General features: G+C 42.6%; 14 protein-coding genes. 6 read left to right on the top strand and 8 right to left on the bottom strand.

Translation table 11 applies throughout. The features are described from left to right. Window positions 1-820: 820 nt before the first annotated feature. The 3 genes from AB669_RS21400 to AB669_RS03765 all read right to left on the bottom strand — a co-directional run bounded on the left by AB669_RS21400 (window position 821) and on the right by AB669_RS03765 (window position 3,769). Window positions 821-1,894, bottom strand: a complete 1,074-nt coding sequence (locus AB669_RS21400) for a sensor histidine kinase KdpD (RefSeq protein ID WP_053058239.1) — start codon at window positions 1,892-1,894, stop codon at window positions 821-823. Window positions 1,895-2,025: 131 nt separating this feature from the next. Beyond that, on the bottom strand, window positions 2,026-2,418 hold the full coding sequence (locus AB669_RS03770; protein ID WP_053058238.1) for a LytTR family DNA-binding domain-containing protein: 393 nt from the start codon (window positions 2,416-2,418) through the stop codon (window positions 2,026-2,028). Between the two features lie 256 nt (window positions 2,419-2,674). Then, complete coding sequence (locus tag AB669_RS03765; protein WP_047797956.1) at window positions 2,675-3,769, bottom strand: AI-2E family transporter; 1,095 nt, start codon at window positions 3,767-3,769, stop codon at window positions 2,675-2,677. Between the two features lie 170 nt (window positions 3,770-3,939). On the opposite strand from AB669_RS03765, the gene AB669_RS21745 reads away from it, so the two are divergent. The 4 genes from AB669_RS21745 (at window position 3,940) to AB669_RS22035 (ending at window position 8,972) form a co-directional block, all read left to right on the top strand. Further along, window positions 3,940-5,739, top strand: coding sequence for an ATP-binding protein (locus AB669_RS21745; RefSeq protein ID WP_082120575.1), 1,800 nt, complete (start codon window positions 3,940-3,942; stop codon window positions 5,737-5,739). Between the two features lie 130 nt (window positions 5,740-5,869). After that, a complete protein-coding gene (locus AB669_RS21395; protein WP_156166650.1) occupies window positions 5,870-8,326 on the top strand; it encodes an MASE3 domain-containing protein in 2,457 nt (818 codons plus the stop codon). A gap of 136 nt (window positions 8,327-8,462) precedes the next feature. Then, window positions 8,463-8,705, top strand: coding sequence for a hypothetical protein (locus AB669_RS03740; RefSeq protein ID WP_047797955.1), 243 nt, complete (start codon window positions 8,463-8,465; stop codon window positions 8,703-8,705). A 126-nt stretch (window positions 8,706-8,831) separates the two neighbouring features. Continuing rightward, window positions 8,832-8,972 (top strand): hypothetical protein, encoded by a 141-nt coding sequence (locus AB669_RS22035; RefSeq protein ID WP_156166649.1) that lies wholly within the window; start codon window positions 8,832-8,834, stop codon window positions 8,970-8,972. Window positions 8,973-9,278: 306 nt separating this feature from the next. Here AB669_RS22035 and AB669_RS03735 read toward each other — a convergent pair whose 3' ends face one another. From AB669_RS03735 to AB669_RS03725, 3 genes are all read right to left on the bottom strand, one after another. Further along, the gene (locus tag AB669_RS03735) at window positions 9,279-10,106 is read right to left on the bottom strand and encodes an AraC family transcriptional regulator (protein WP_047797954.1); all 828 of its coding nucleotides are present in this window, start codon (window positions 10,104-10,106) and stop codon (window positions 9,279-9,281) included. Beyond that, window positions 10,107-11,078 carry an aldo/keto reductase gene (locus AB669_RS03730; RefSeq protein ID WP_047797953.1) on the bottom strand — a complete coding sequence of 324 codons (972 nt, stop codon included), beginning with the start codon at window positions 11,076-11,078 and terminating at the stop codon, window positions 10,107-10,109. A 115-nt stretch (window positions 11,079-11,193) separates the two neighbouring features. Beyond that, window positions 11,194-12,363, bottom strand: coding sequence for a tetratricopeptide repeat protein (locus AB669_RS03725; RefSeq protein ID WP_047797952.1), 1,170 nt, complete (start codon window positions 12,361-12,363; stop codon window positions 11,194-11,196). A 168-nt stretch (window positions 12,364-12,531) separates the two neighbouring features. On the opposite strand from AB669_RS03725, the gene AB669_RS03720 reads away from it, so the two are divergent. Together AB669_RS03720 and AB669_RS03715 are read left to right on the top strand one after the other, a co-directional pair. After that, entirely contained in the window at window positions 12,532-13,419 is an 888-nt protein-coding gene (locus AB669_RS03720; protein WP_047797951.1) for a VOC family protein, read from the top strand. Window positions 13,420-14,105: 686 nt separating this feature from the next. Further along, complete coding sequence (locus AB669_RS03715) at window positions 14,106-14,669, top strand: hypothetical protein (RefSeq protein WP_156166648.1); 564 nt, start codon at window positions 14,106-14,108, stop codon at window positions 14,667-14,669. A gap of 160 nt (window positions 14,670-14,829) precedes the next feature. Here AB669_RS03715 and AB669_RS03710 read toward each other — a convergent pair whose 3' ends face one another. Next, window positions 14,830-15,435 carry an NAD(P)H-dependent oxidoreductase gene (locus tag AB669_RS03710; RefSeq protein WP_047797949.1) on the bottom strand — a complete coding sequence of 202 codons (606 nt, stop codon included), beginning with the start codon at window positions 15,433-15,435 and terminating at the stop codon, window positions 14,830-14,832. A gap of 42 nt (window positions 15,436-15,477) precedes the next feature. Continuing rightward, window positions 15,478-16,614, bottom strand: coding sequence for an aldo/keto reductase (locus tag AB669_RS03705; protein WP_231582619.1), 1,137 nt, complete (start codon window positions 16,612-16,614; stop codon window positions 15,478-15,480). Window positions 16,615-16,745 lie beyond the last annotated feature (131 nt).

The raw sequence follows: 16,745 nt of genomic DNA, 5'->3' as shown, positions 1-16,745 counted from the left end.
GAAAGGTATTAGCCAGATTGGTTGATCCAGATCAATCACCAGAAATATTTGTTATGCATTTCCTGAATGCAACAATTCTGGATTTTCGTTTAGCTCTGATTTTTATCTTCTTGTCTACAACGGTGATTCTCTTTAAATCATCAATACAATTATTACCAATTTTGAACATTTGCCAACCCGATAAAGGGGGAAATTATTTGAAAAAACCCAATAGTTTTAACACCTTTTATTGATAGTTTTAAAGCAAAAAAAAAACGGTATGATTCAAAAAAAATCTTATTTTCGTCGCACGGAAAATTTTAAAAAAAATCATTTTTTTTTAATTTAATAACTCTTTTATTTTCAGTGCCTTAGCTTTTGTGATTCACTTGAAATATGTCGATTTTGAGCTATTTTTTGTCGCTATTTCCAAGCAGAACAATTGAAAGTGTCTGATAATCAATCCGTTAACCAATTTTTCAATGTTTTCTATTTGCTCAATTATTTTGTTAATAAATTGATTATCAATACTTTTTAATTGTTGTATCGGGAAATAGGCCAATCAGCGTTCCGAATTGTTAATTCGTACTCCGACCCAGCCCTAGGTTTTGTTCGACCAGCCTGGGAGGTATCCAGTTAACTCGCTTGGGTTTTCCTTGCACATTCCTTGCACATTCCTTGCATATTGTTTGGGTAAAACCAAGCAAAACCCAAAGGAGACGCATTTAAAACCCCTTTTTTGAGCAAAAATCCCCTTAAACCCACCGGGAATAGGGTTTTTGACTTAAGGAAATAAAGTAAAATGGGTTTCAAGAAAAATGGCTGAATGTGTCGAGATGTGTTATTCAGTGTGAGCAAGGGATATATAAAATGTCGTGCCTTTGCCTTCTTCAGATTCGAACCATATTTCTGCCTGGTGCCAGTCCAGAATGGTTTTAATGGTGGACATTCCCAGTCCCACTGAAGGCTCACCTTTTAATCCGCTTCTGCCGGCAGGGTTAAATTTTTTAAACAGGTCTGCATGGAATTGCTTCGGGATCCCAATGCCCGTATCACTTACGGAGATGGTTAATATCTGTTCATTCTCGGTAATCCGTACTGTGATTCGTCCACCATCAGGTGTAAATTTGAGTGAATTGGAAACCAGGTTATTGATGACCTGAATAAACTTACTTTCATCGACTTCTGCATAGATCTCATCACTTTCCACTTCAAAGGTAAAATCAATATTCAACATCTGCTCACCACTTTTGTATTCTTCAAACAACTGGTTCATCCTGTCTACCAGGTTCACACGGCTCCTGACCATTTCTACGCCAATGCTTTCCAGAAATTCCTTTTTAATCAGGTCCTGAATCATAGCAATGCCTTTCTTTGAACTTCTGCTGATCAGGTTGAGCATTTTTTCGATCTGCAGATTGCTTTCGAGGTCTTTGTGGGAAATGAGCATGTCTGACATCATCTGGATTACGCCAAGCGGCCCTGCCAGGTCGTGGCTCAATATACTCAAAGCGGCGTTCTTTTTATTTGCAAACTCCTGAAGATAATCGATGTGCTTTTTCTCTACACTCCGATCTTCCAGGTAAGCTATGGCCACCGAAGTCCCATCAATATCATCAAATCTCAAATTCATCCGTAGGAAAAAGATCTGGTGTTCAAATACAAGCCTGAATTCAATGTAAGACTGTTGCTCACCGGTTTTGTTCCTTTCATAGCTTTGCTTCACATAGGTGTAGTCGTCCTGGTGGATAAGTGCACTGATTTCCCTTATTGCTTTGGACTGCGCCATTTTATCGAAAAACTGTATAAAGCCTGGATTGCGGTAAAGGATATTGCCATCTGCATCGTTAAAAACAACGCAAATTACGGGATCGTTTTTCTGTACCGCAGCAAGTATAGCTGATGTATTGCTCATATTCTGAATTAGGGATGTGACGAAAAATGAATCGTTTTAACAGCGGGAGACGACGAAAGGAATGGCGGAATATACGATTAATTGAGACTTTATTTTAAAAAGTAAAGGCAATTGGATTAATAATAATGGTTCTAATGTGCGGGGAGCAAGCTTTCCCGGTTTCTTTTGAGCACCGCATTAACCGCTTCAATCAATCGGGAAATGCTAAAGGGTTTCACCAGGTAATGATCGCCACCTACATGAAACGCATCCAATGCAAACTCACTGTATGAAGTGTGAAAAATCAGGTATTTAAAGCAGGGGCGTATCATCCTGGCAAGGTCTATTCCAGACACTTCCATGCGAATGTCGAGAAACAGGAAGTCTATTTGGTCCCACCCCTGGCTGTCTCGTAATACTTCATTATGGTTCGAATAAGATCCTATTAACTTAAGTTTGGGAATGAGGGAAATATATGTGGACATGGATTCCAGAAAATCCGGATCATCATCAATAATGATACAGCTATACTGTTTTTTATTCATAAATGATAGTCTAATCGTTGTGAAAATAAGATCAAAACGGACATTCTATAGGGGATTAGTTGACTTTTGTGGGAGGACCCTGCTGGAAAAGAGCCCTCATCAAAATTGGTTATCGCTTCAGCTTTGTATAATGATATTCTGATAACCACACGTGGCAACCCATTGTTTTGTAATCGGTAAGTATTCTAGCTCATACAGGAATATTCGTCAACGGGTAATTGATGTCAGATTTAACTACCGGGGTAGGCGGTTGACTTTAGCTTTTAGCTACTGGCACCCGTTTCCTTCGCAGGCGTTTGATTTGCCCCATGTGCTCTGTCGGTACAGTATCGCCCAACAGTTTTCCCCAGGGTTTGAGTCCGTCTATGCGGTCGAAAATAATTTTTAATACTGCGATGAACGGAATTGAAAGGAACATGCCAGGTACGCCCCATAAGGCTGCGCCCAGTAAAACAATTACAATGGATATCAAAGCATTGATTTCTACCTTTGAGGATACAATTCTAGGCACCAGTATGTTATTGTCGATAAACTGAATGATCGCATAAGCAGCGATAATCAGCAGTTGAGTGGTAAACCCATCCTGTGTTAGTGTAACCATCAATACCGGCAGGGCAATGGCAACGATACCTCCAATGTAAGGCAGCAGATTAAGTATAGCCCCGATTACGCCAATCAGGATGGCGTTTGGCACGCCTAACAGTAGCAAGGAAACCGAGTTCATCACTGCAACAATTCCTGTTTCAATCAGGAGACCTACAATGTAACTTTGTATTGCCGCTTTGGTTTCTGCGAGTATTTCGCCCACCTTGGCTTTATTTTCTTCTGAAAAGACTTCATAAAGAAAGTTGAGGATAAGCATTTTATAAAACATGATGAGGAAAGTGTATACCGGAATCAGAAATACCACGCTCAGTATACCGAGCACGCCACTCAAGGTTTGTCCTATCATTGCTTTTCCGCTGCTGGCTGCATCATTAAGCATTTGCACCTGTTTTTGGGTAGTAATTCCAAAAGTATGTTCCAGCCATTGCTGCAAGTTGTGCATGAGCTCCACCAATTTTTTTTTCATGGCGTCGAGGTTATCGAAGAAATGGGCTATCTGGGACGAGAGGAAATACATCAGGCCCATTAAAACCGCAAGGGCAATGAGCATAGAGATGGCAATGGCCAATGCACGCGGCATACGTCGTTCTAACCGTACCGATAAAGGATTTAACAGGATGGCAATGAGTGCGGAGAAGGCAAGTGGCACAAGTACGTCGCGTAAAACGCTCAAAATGTAAACCGATATCACCAGGCCTAACAGGATTACCGGAGCCTTGATGTAGAATGGATAATTTTTGTTCATGAGATCAATTGTGAAGTGGGAACAAGATTTAGCTGATAAAGTTCTCTTTTGGCCAAAAGAATCGCGGGAAATTAAATCATCCGGGTAAGTTACAACTTGTAGCTTTTATTTCGACTGATTCCAAACAAAGCTGAATTTATTCCGTTAGCAGTTATAGGAATCAGATATCAATGGAAAATACATTTGGGATTAATATAATCCCTGAAAACGATGAACAACGGATTAGTGCCTTGCGTAGATATCAAATTCTCGACACACCTTCAGAAGAGTCTTTTGATGATATTGCCAGGCTTGCAACCGAAATTTTTGGTGTACCCATTTCCCTGATCTCTCTGGTAGATCGGGAAGAAGTTTATTTTAAAGCAAATATTGGAATGGGCAAAGCTAAACGCACCTTGCGTGGTGTAAGTTTATGTTCGCTGGCTGTACTAAACCATGAAACCACAGTATTTACCGATCCTTTAAACGAACCTTGTTTACTTACAAACCCTAATGTGGTTGGCGATTTTGGGCTAAAGTTTTATGCCGGTGCGCCGATTACTACGCCTGATGGTTTCAGAATAGGTACGCTATGTATCATTGACCAGGTGGAGCGGAGTTTTGATGAACGGGATGATAAGATTTTGAAGCGCATGGCCAAGGTGGTAATGGCTGAAATTGAGCTGAGGCTATCTGCAATCAACGAAATCCAGAAACAACTGGAGATCAATGAAGAAATTGAGGCCATGAACGAGGAGCTTAACGCTTCCAATGAAGAACTGGTTAGAAGTAAGCGGGAAATTGAACTCCTCAATACTGAACTCACCAATATCAACGATACGCTACTTGAAACCAATAAGGAGCTTTCAGCCTCTGTAGCAGCTTTCCAGGCCAGTCAAAGAGAGCTGATATTGGCCAATGCAAAGCTTGCCGATAGTGAAGAGATGAAAGATCTGGCGATAGAGCAGGCACAGCTCGGACTCTGGTATATTGATGCCAATACCCGGGAGATGATATCATCACCAAGATTAAAAGACTTTTTTGGCTACCCACATTCTGCGAACATGACCTTCGAAGCTGCCATGGCGCAGGTAAGGGATGACTACCGGCAACTGGTACTGGATGAAGTCAATCTTGCCATTCAAAACCATCAGCCTTATAATATTGAATATCCGATAATCAGTTTTATGGATAAACGTGTCAGGTGGGTTAAAGCCATGGGGAAGCTTAATCCTGAGGATAAGGGCAGAAAGTCATATTTATCAGGTACTGTGATGGATATTACAGAGCAGAAGGAAGATGAGCAGCGCAAAAATGATTTCATCAGCATGGTTAGTCACGAATTGAAAACCCCACTAACTTCAATGGCCGGATACGTACAACTGCTGGAAAGGATGCTGACGGCGAGCAACAATACGGCAGGTGTTAAAATTTTGCAGCGGGCAGCAAACCAGACCCGTAAAATGAACCTGATGGTTGATGGTTTTCTAAACACCAAACGTGCGGAAACCGGGAAAATTCCGCTTGATTTAACCACGTTTGATATGGCCGAACTGATGAAAGAAGCAGAAGAGGAAAGCATCGCCATTATTTCCACTCACCAGGTGATATTTGCCCCTGTAGAGTACACAGAAGTACATGCTGACCGTGAAAAGCTGGGACAGGTAATTTCCAACCTGCTTACCAATGCAGTGAAATATTCGCCCATTGGTTCTACAATTAATGTTGCCTGTGTGCAAGATGGTTTGTTTGCGCGGGTGATGATTAAAGATGAAGGTATGGGTGTAACACTTTTCGATCAGGAAAAGTTGTTCTCGCGTTTCCATAGAATAGAGCGTAAGGAAACGGAGAATATTAAAGGCTTCGGGATCGGCTTATACCTTTGCGCAGAGATTATCCGCCGTCACCATGGCGAAATTGGTGTTAAAAGCGATGGCATAAAAGGGTCGGTTTTTCATTTTACCCTGCCACTTAAGCATGGGTTGGGATAAATAATTATATTTGTCTTTAAATCCCATTCATTTGCCCGCTATCCGCTCATTTTTAAATCAATATTACCGCACAGTATTTGCGTTCATTTGCTTAGTGCTGGTATTTTTCTATAGCAAAGCTTACAGTTACATGCTTTTCCACACACTGGTAGAGCTTTTTTCAATCGTAGTGGCCTTTGCGGTATTTATTGTGGCCTGGAACTCGAGGCGCATGCAGGATAATAAGTACCTGCACGTTGTTGGACTCAGTTACCTGTTTATCGGCGCGCTGGATTTGTTGCATACCCTGACGTTTAAGGGCATGAATGTTATTCCTTCTGATGGTTATCAGGCCAACCAGTTCTGGATTGCCACCAGGGCTATGGAAGCGGGAATCTTTTTAATCGGTTTTCTGATGATTAACAGAAAGCGCAGAATTAACAGCGACCTGCTGTTTGTCATCTACTTCGTGATTACCTTTCTGATAGCTGCCAGTATATTGCTCTGGAAGATTTTTCCGGTTTGTTTTGTGGAAGGTCAGGGGCAAACTCCTTTCAAGATTTACAGTGAGTACGTTGTTATCCTCATTCTAATTGTTTCGTTGGTACTACTTGTTTTTAACCAAAAAAAGTTTGACCGCAGAACATTTCAACTACTGGCAGGTTCCATTTTCTTTGCTATACTTAGCGAATGCTGTTTTGCCACCTATACCACTAATCACGGAGTGCTTAACGAACTGGGGCATTACGGGAAACTGGTTGCGTTTTTCCTGATTTACAGGGCCAATGTGGAGATGTCGTTTGTTAATCCGATGGAACAGTTGTTCCGCAATTTAAAAGCCAGCGAACTTGAATATAAAACCCTCGCAGAAAACCTGCCAGGCATTATTCTTCGTTTTGATGATCAGCTGAATTGTATCTATTCCAATCAGATTACTTCAGGAGATCCTGTTTTATTTGAGGGAACCGCTGGCGAAATTCACCGCAGGATTGACCCCATGCTGAAGGTTGCTTTAAGGATGGGGATGGCACAAAACGGAGAACTTGACATTTTAGTAGGTGGAGTGGTACGCGTTTATGCTTATCAGATTATTCCTGAAGTATCGTCCAAAACATCGGAAACGAATTTGCTCGTGATATGCAGGGATATCACTGCAAGCAGAAGAGAGAAGCAATATCTTTCGTCGCTATTGGATACTATTCCGCACCAGGTATGGACGGCAAAAGCGGATGGCAGTATCGATTATGTAAATGATGTGGTGTGCCGGGATTTTGGAAATTCGAGAGCGGTGCTGCTCATTGACGGATGGCAACAATATGTTCACCCGGATGATCTGGCAGAGCTGAGGCAAAAGTGGCTTTTTTCTTTGCAAAGTGGCGAGGGCTTTATGACTCAGTTTCGTTTAAAAATGGCAGACGGCGCTTATTTGTGGCACCTTGGTCGTGCAGTGCCCATTTTTGAGGAAGGAAAGTTGAGTTTGTGGATCGGTACAAATACCAATATCGATGCACAAAAGAAAGGGCAGGAGCTGCGCGACGAGTTTATTTCGGTTGCTTCGCACGAGCTTAAAACTCCACTTACCAGTATAAAAGCTTTTAACCAGATGCTGGCCAGAACCAGTGATCTGGTGAAAATGCGATCGTATGTTCAAAAGGTAGATCAAAGTACCAATAAGCTCGAGCGGCTCATCAACGAAATGCTGGATGTAAGCCGTATTAACGCTGGTAAACTTCAGTTTAATCCATCAAGCTTCGATATTTCGCAGTTATTGCTGGAGTGTTGCGAAACGATGCAGTTGAGCACGGGTAGTCATACGCTGGTTTTCGAATCTACTGGTCCGGTAATCATCAGTGGCGACCGCTTCCGTTTAGAGCAAGTGGTTAATAACTTGCTTAATAATGCCATTAAATACTCTCCAAAAACCGATAAAGTACTCGTAAGCTGCAAAACTGATCAAGGTGGCGTAGTGGTATCAGTAACTGATTTTGGCATCGGTATAGAGAGTCGTGAACTGGAGCAGCTTTTTGACCGCTATTACCGTTCGGATAATGCGGCGGAGCGTTTCGGTGGACTGGGACTTGGTCTCTTCATCTCATCAGAGATTATTAAGGGACATGATGGAACTTTCTGGATTGAGAGTGTCATCGGTGAAGGCAGTACCGTTTCGTTCAGGCTTCCCATGGAAGAGAAAGCATTACAGTCAAGCCACCCGGAAAGCGGATTTGAATATCATAACGAGCACATTAGCATCATCTGCAACCGGGATAAAGGTTGGCTGGATGTGAACTGGACGGGCTATCAAAATGTAGAAACTGTGCAGAACGGCGGAATTCAAATGCTGGGCATACTGAAAAAATCAGGCTTGAAAAAGGTGCTTAATGATAACCGGGAGGTATTAGGTAACTGGTCTGAAGCTTCAGACTGGGCCGCAAAAGTATGGTTTCCTCTAATGATCGAGGCTGGACTCAAGGATTTTGCATGGGTATTTTCGCCAAGTATTTTTGCCCAGCTTGCTGCGCAGAAAACCGTCGACGAATCTGATGGCGCCGCAAACGTGAATTTCTTCCATGATATGGATGAGGCGGTTAGGTGGCTTGCAAGTCAATAGCTTTATCATCATTTAACGATATTTCGTAAAATTGTTGATGATATAGATCAATAAACTTGTTGAATACGTTTGTGTATTTTGTTTGATGTGATACTTTTGACCCCACACTATACTAAACTAAATCATCCAAGTTATCATGCCAGTCTCTCATCACGGTAAGTTTATCCGGGTTCAAAATACCTATATCCGTATCAGTCAAATCATTACCGTCAAACCAAAGGAGCTTGTTCACTACGATCAGGACGACAGGATTCTAGGTAAGGACTTTCCTGAAATCCATATTGAAACGAGTAAGGAATCGCTGGCGTTTCTTTTTAAGGAGTTTGAGGAGCGGGATAAGGCGCTGGGGGATGTGCTGGAGGTGTTGAGGGGGGAGTAAGGGTTGATTTTTCTTTTCCCTTGATGGAAAAGAAACAAAAGATCAAGGCCTGGCGCCGATGTCGGATAAATTCATCAAAGCTTCAATGGCGGCTGCACAAGTGCCGATAGGTTTCGAATTGATCGAATGATCGGCAAAAGCGCGCAGCCTTGGGTTAGACAAGATTCGAATGGAACTGCGCAAGCTTTAACGATTTCTCCTTCCATCATCGCCTATGCCGGAATGCATGGTGGAGATAGCGATGTTCGGATAGCAAGAGGGGGATAGCGATGTTCGGATAGCAAGGAGGAGATAGCGATTTTCGATAGCAAGGGGGAGATAGCGATGTTCAGACAGCAAGGACGAGATAGCGATGTTCGATTAGCATTGATAATATACCGAGTTTTAAGTAGCATTGAGGAGATAGCATCAGACAGATGGGCTGGTGCAGGATAACACTATCCGTATTGGGTCTGGTAAAAAGGATAAAAATGGACAGCAATTTCAAAGGTGAACAAGTTGGTGAGGCCTTTTGATATTAAGACGATTACTGTATTTTAAGTTTTCTGCAGCAAATTATGCGTTTTGAGTTTATTAAGAATTAATTTGTCCGTCATTTACTTCCGTTGGTGCTACACCAAACTTTTTCTTGAAAGCGTGAGAGAAATGAGAAAGGCTCTCAAAACCCAGATCGAGATAAATGGCAGAGGGTTTCTGTCGCCTGGTTTCCATAAGGTGCCTGGCCTCGTTTAAACGCCTGTTCTGGAGCCATTGCCGGGGTGGTGCATTAAAAGCTTTCTGGAAATCGCGTTTAAAGCCAGCTAAACTTCTGCCGGTGAGTTGTGCGAATTTCTCTACGGGCACGTTAAACTGAAAGTTACTAAGCATGAATTTTTCCAGGTCGATTTTATGCGGTTCAGAAAAATCGAACAGGAAATTGCGCAGGGCAGGCATGGCCATCATTAGCAGCTTCACACCTTCTTTTACTTTTAGAATACCCATTTCATCGGTCATGCTGGCGCCGGCACTGCGGGCATAAGGTACGATGGACTGAAAATAGCCCTGCAGGAATTCATTGGTGGGGATTAAAATATTGGGCGGACCGATGTATTTGTGATCGGCCTGAATTTTTTCTTCCAATACAATTTTCCTTAGCAGGTCGTCCTGCAGGGATATCACTATTGTTTCATAGTTGCCACCCGGGAGTGGTGTTTTAGTGAGTGTGCCCAGCTGGTTCTTGCCAATCAGCAGCATTCCTCCCTGGGTCATTGATATTGTTTGTCCGGAGGTTTCCATGGTGAACTTCCCTGAAACCTGCAACACCAGCGTATGGTGATTCCAGAAACAGACTTTCTCTTTCCTTTCGGCGGAGAGGTATGAATAGAAGATTACACCGGGAAGAATTTCAGCTGGACTGATCATTTAACGTTGTAAGTAAGTTCCACCAACAATGGCGTCTATTGCAAAAGTAGTATTTAAAGTGTTCAATTCTTCAGTAGTAAATGCAATATCCATTGCCGCCAGGTTTTCCGGCAGACGCGATCTGCGGCTCATGCTTACCAGTGGCATTACCTGCTCACCTTGTTCTTTTACCCAGGCAATGGCGAGTTGAGTTGGCGTACATCCTTTGGCTTTTGCCAGTTGTTTCAGTACTTCTACTCTCTCCAGGTTTTGCTTTAAGTTATCGCCCTGAAAACGGGAGAAATGGTTCCTGTGGTCGTTCGCCTCAAGCGGGGCGGTAAGGTCGCCTGTTAACAAGCCTTCCGCTGTGTTGGCGAAAGCAATGATGCCTAGTCCAAGTTCTTTGGCCACCGGAAGCAAATCGCGTTCAATCTGGCGATCGGCTAGTGAGTAACCGATTTCTAATGCACTGATCGGGTAAACGCTGTTGGCCTGGCGAAGCTGATCGGCGTTGATTTCCGATACGCCGATGTGGCGCACTTTGCCTTCTTTAATCAAATCTGCTACTGTTCCGATGATGTCTTCTACTGGAACGCTGCCGTCCATGCGGCATGGTTGATATAGGTCGATGGTTTCGATGCCCAGGCGGGTAAGGGAGTAGTTGATGAAGTTTTTCATGGCCATAGGGCGCAAGTCGAGACCAAGCCACTGGCCGTTATGAAAGATGGCGCCGAACTTTACGCTGATGAATGCCTCATCGCGGCGGTTTTTAATGGCTTTGCCGATGAGCATTTCATTGTGACCAGCGCCATAGAAGTCGCCGGTGTTTAGGAAGTTGATGCCGCTATCTAACGCTTCGTGAATGGTGGCGATGGCTTCATTTTCGTCGGGTGTTGGGCCTCCCCAGATGGAAGACATGCGCATGCAACCTAATCCGAGTCTAGATACGATTGGGCCATTGTTGCCGAGTTGAATTGTTGTGGTGTTTTTCATAGTACAAAGATGGGCGGTTGGAGAAGCAGCAAGTTGCCTGAGCGGCTCAAATATTTTGAGTGTACGGCTCAGGGAGGGAAAGATTGAATGAATTTGTATAAAATATTTTCAGTTGTTATTTAATGGCGCTTTCGGCCTGAAGGATGTATTCATCAATCTGATAAGTGATGGGCGATATAGATCTGGCCTTTTCAAATAATTCAAGTGCTTGTGCGGGATTGCCGGTTTGCAGATGGTAGATGCCGAGGTTGCGGAGTGCGAAGGCATTTTCTGGCTCGAGGCTGAAGGAGTAGTTAATATCTGCCAAACCGGAGTCGTGATCGCCAAGCATTATTTTTGACAGTCCCCGGTTGCTATAAGCATATGCAAAGTCTGGGTAATGGATTATCGCTTTATCGAATATGTCAATGGCTTGTTCGTATTGCGCCATATTTTTTAGCGTGAAGGCATAGTTATTCAGGGCATATTTGTGCTCCGGACAGATCTTTATCGCCTGCAGATAATATTCCACTGCGGTATCGTTTTCGCCCGCAAAGGAATGGGCTAATCCTGCGTTGGCTAAATCATCGGCATCTAAAATGAATAGCTGCTGATGTTCATCTGATACTTCGACTGCCAGTTGATATTGTCTGGACATCAGGTAAGCCGATGTTGCGAGTTTAAAATATTCAGGTTCCTTTATATCTTTCAAGACTTCCCGATGGAAAATTTCCGCCGCCTGTTCATAATCTTCCTCATCATATAATTGTACAGCATGGTTTACTATAGTTTCTATTTTTCGCAAGCGAATGAGTTTGAGGAGCTGACGGCCGTCGTTATTGATGCGGCGCCCCTGGGTGGTAACCATTTGTTTAGCGGATGGAACTAAACTCTGCAACATGCTGAAAATGGTTACTCCCAGAAAAATGACTGAAACGAATTTTAGTGAGCCATGCCAGTTGAACAGGCTGGCGAATGTAAATGTAGCTGCTCCAAGGATCACCGGCAGGAGCGGGCCCATTATGATTTGAATGATTCCTTGCGTGATGGTGAGGTTGTTTTTCTCCAAAATACACAAACCGCCTTGCCAGTTAAAAAGGTTTTTACTGAGGTAGATGGTTAAATTGTTATAAGAAAGCTTTGAGGATTCGGAAGTATTTCCATAAGACCCTATATAAATTGTTGCACCAGCCTTTGTAAACATCATTCCGGGGATGGCATGACCTAACTCATGAATAATGGTCACCAGCTTGAAAGATAGGTAAGAGATCAAATAGATCAACAGTAAGATCGCAGGGAAACTCATGGAGGTTAATTTTTATTAAAGATAATGGATTAAAGGCTAATAAGTTCAAGAAGGTAATTTTTCTTTCGCGTCGGAAATCCGGAAAGCACGGATAAAGGGAACGCCTGAGTATTTCTTTTTTGTTCAGGTGATATTCGTTAGTTTTATATACAACAAAAATATAAGCCTATGTTACCGATTAAACCACACCTCTGGTTCGACAACAATGTTGTTGAAGCAACGAATTTTTATACTGGCTTAATGCCAGAATCAGCTGTCATCTATTCGAGTGCTATTCCAATGCCAGGTGGCAAATGTGATGTAGTGGAGTTTACAATTGCCGGGCAATCTTTTTTAGGGATTAACGGTGGTCCGGGATTGAAGATTAATCCGTCTATTTCTTTCATGATGCATTTCGATGAGGCATCTGCGGTTGATCAGGTATGGGAGAAACTTATTGAGGGTGGCAAAATCATGATGCCGCTGGACGAGTACCCGTTTAGTGCACGGTACGGTTGGGTGGAGGATCAGTTCGGTGTTTCGTGGCAACTGATGCTAAGGGCTGAAGGCTCCGCTGAAAGACCTGCTATAGTTCCTTCTATGATGTTTACCGGAGCGGTAGCTGGAAAAGCTGGCGAGGCTATCGATTTTTATTCGAAGATCTTTAAGGATGCCAGGCCAGGGTCGCTTGCGCCGAGAGCGGAAGATGCCGGACCGGACAAAGCGGGCAGTTTGATGTATGGTGATTTTTTTGTGCACGGCACCTGGATTGCAGCTATGGACAGTGCACACCCGCATGGCTTTGGGTTTAATGATGCCCTTTCGTTTTTGATTACCTGCGATAGTCAGGAGGAGATCGATTATCACTGGTCGGCGCTTACGGCGGGCGGGACCCCTGGGCAATGTGGCTGGCTGAAAGATCAGTTTGGGGTATCGTGGCAGGTGGCATCATCCGTGATGTTTGAGGCGCTGAAACATGGAAGCGAAAAGCAGATTGAAAGGGTGGTTGAGGCGTTCAGGAAAATGGGGAAGGTTGAGGTGGGGGTGCTGGAGGAAGCGTATCGGGGAGGGGAATGATTGGATGATAGAACTAGTGAATGATTACCTCAATCACTCCGGCTTGCTGATGACTTAACTCCCAGACAAGTTATTAACAAGTTCGGGAAATATTCGGATAGGGTTCGGCTGCTGTTCTGGTGCCAGCCGAGGGATTCCCTTGGTAAAAGAACCATTTTTGTCGAAGTTTATCCCACTTGCCCCGAAGTAGTGTGCCGGTTGTCTGCAAGTTGTCTGCCAGTTGGTGTAGATTGGATGTAGACAAAAGGTAGACTGGGGGTAGACTTGAGGTGGACTTAAAGAAAACTGTTGTTTTGAATTTTTTAGGAAAGCAGAATGTATTTTTGGTAAGTAAAACTAAGATACAAAAAATATTATAATTACGATTGGGTATTCCAATTATCTGAAAAGCTGGTTCAAAACAATCCTTGATACCGCATGATTGGTAGAATTTATTTTTCGCGAGTAGCGCAAGATCATTTATCTTAGAGCACTCCGCAGCCTATCGATTTTAAGAAATTATTCCAAAAGTGTACAGGTACCTTTTTTGTCCTGGAAATTGATTGCTGTCGCATTTATCAAAATGGGTATTTAAAAATTAACCTATGAAGACCTGTTACTTAATTTTATTATTTTCAGTTAGTATTTGTTTTAATTCCTTGTGTCAAACTCATGAGTACGAAAAGGTAACATCAGGAATAACACCGATGCATTTGTTTTTTAAACAATACGCAGATAGTACCATTATCCTGGAATTTCCTAAATATGAGGATGATCCCGCCGTTTATCAGGTTTTGAGTAAGGATAAGGGCTTTGTAAATGGTTTTAAATACCAACCAATAGATACGACTTATAGAAATGTCTCTAACAGGAGTAAAAGCATGGCTCCTGAGTTTTTTGCTCAACTGTCGGCGAGAAAAATGCTATATAAGCTTAGACCGGCAGATATTAATATCTTTTTTAAGATGACTCAGACGAAAACTGATTCGCTAAAAAATCTCTGGCAGTCAATAACGAAAATGCAATTATGGCGAATGCAAGACGACCGGGATTATCCTGCTTGTTCAGAAGGGAGTACTTTCGCCACTGTAACTGATGGCGGATATATTATCATCCATCTAATTACGAGAGACAAGATCAAAACACTTTTTTATTATGCCCCTGAGTTTTATGAAGAGCAGTGCCCTGGGAACGAGCACCGCAAAAATGCACTAAACCTGGCTGTTTTATTCGAAAAGTATATCCCTCTGGAACGGAAGATTTGGCGGTAGTGTTAATGGTTAAATTATCTAACGTTTTTTGTTTTTTCGCAATCAGTTTTTTAAAGATTAGTGCAAATAACAAATCATGGATCAAATCACAAGTAAAAACAAAAACCCGGGATTATAACGGGTTTTGCTTTTTACATTACTGCTGGTATTTAATCAATAATTACAAACTTAATACCTGCTTCAAGTGGACAGGGTAATTCTCTAATGCCCCGACGATATCACCATCTTTAAAAATATCAAAACAGTTATAGTCTGGCACGATATCAACGCCGCAAAAACGGTAATTACTCGTGATGGGGATTAATACATCAGCTGTACTTCTTCCTGCAAACAGAAGCTGATTTGAATCGTCGAAACTCGCTTTGGGTGCATTCCAGGTAGCGGAAACCATGAATTTTTTGCCCTGCATTTTTCCACCCGTGCCGTATTGCCGGGTATCGTCTTCACGGGTTCTCCCATCGCCGACCAGAAACTTTGCACTCATCAAACCGCTGTTGAATACTTCATCTACATATTTTTTGTAAATCCAGGGTGCACCAAACCAGTTGACAGGCGTTTGCAATATGATAATATCTGCTTGCAGATGTTTTTCTACTTCTTCATTGGCATCATAACCATCTTCTACTTTAGTTTCTAAAATTTCGAAATTATGGGCTATGAAAAAGTCTTTGGCTTTTTTGTGGAAAGAAGCGTTTAACGTGCCTTCGCTCCAATTGGGGTAAGTTAAGTGTGTGTTTATGAGTAAAACTTTTTGGTGTGTATTCATTGTATTTTTATCTGTAACAGGATGTCGTTCATTATTGAGGAATTATTGGCAGAAGGCCATTTGCATTGTGTTCATTCTACCACCATATATTTTCAATTTTGAAAACTCAGTTTCCAATTCCTGGATTTCTAGTGCTGTAAAGCGCAGATTGTAAGCGCCTAAATTCTCATTCAGGTGCGGAATATTTCTGGTTCCTGTAATTGATACTATAAATGGTTTTTTAGCCATCAGCCAGGCGAGTGCAATTTGAGATGCTGTGGCATTTTTTTCGGATGCAAACCGGTTCAACAGATTGACAACTGGCATATTCGCTGCAAGGTTTTGGGGAGTAAAGCGATCAAATCCCGAACGCAAGTCCAGTTTGGTATCAAAAGGCGTTTGTGCATTGAGCTTTCCTGTGAGGAAGCCCATGCCTAGTGGCCCCCAGGGAACAAATCCAATTCCCAACTCCTCGCAAAGATCCAGAACTCCATTTTTCTCTACGCTTCGCTCTATAAATGAATATTCACTTTGAATGGCACTAAGCGGCTGTATTGCGTGTGCTTTGCGGATAGTTGAAGTGTTTGCTTCGGATAGGCCAAAATGCAATACTTTACCTGCTGCAATTAAATCTTTTACCGCCCCGGCTACATCTTCTATGGGTACCTTAGGATCAACCCGGTGTTGATATAAAAGATCGATTCTATCAGTTCTAAGTCTTACCAGCGACTCTTCAACTACTTTTTTGATGTGTTCGGGTTTGCTGTTGAGTGCAATCTTTGGACCGCCAATTTCAAAACCGAACTTCGTAGCTATGGCCACTTTATTTCGGAATGGTGCCAATGCTTCTCCAACCAGTTTTTCATTGGTATAGGGACCGTATACTTCAGCAGTATCGAAAAAAGTAACTCCTTTCTCATAAGCGTTACGCATGGTTTTAATACCTTCTTCTGGTTTGGCTGGAGCGCCATAATTCGCGCTGATGCTCATACAGCCGGCGCCCAGTGCTGATACTTCCAATTCGCCGAGTTTTCTCGTACTCATTTTAGTTACACCAAAATCTGTGTCATATTCTTCCGGTATTCCAGTTGCAGAAAGTAATGTCGGCGCCAGTAAAATACTCATCCCGGCCGTTGCGGATTGCCCAATAAATTTACGTCTTGAGTTCTCCGGTTTGATGTCCCTATCGTTATTTTTCATTTTGTTATCCTTTAAGATCAGGCTACAAAATTATTTGTTGAGGAAAGGAGCAACGGAAACAGATTACCAAAAAAACAGAAACAAATTACCGATAAGTTAAAATACTTTCATTGAAGGTATTTATGCTGGTT

The sequence above is a fragment of the Pedobacter sp. BMA genome (genome assembly GCF_001027745.1).
Classification (GTDB): domain Bacteria; phylum Bacteroidota; class Bacteroidia; order Sphingobacteriales; family Sphingobacteriaceae; genus Pedobacter.
This window is presented reverse-complemented; position numbering and strand designations above follow the sequence as displayed.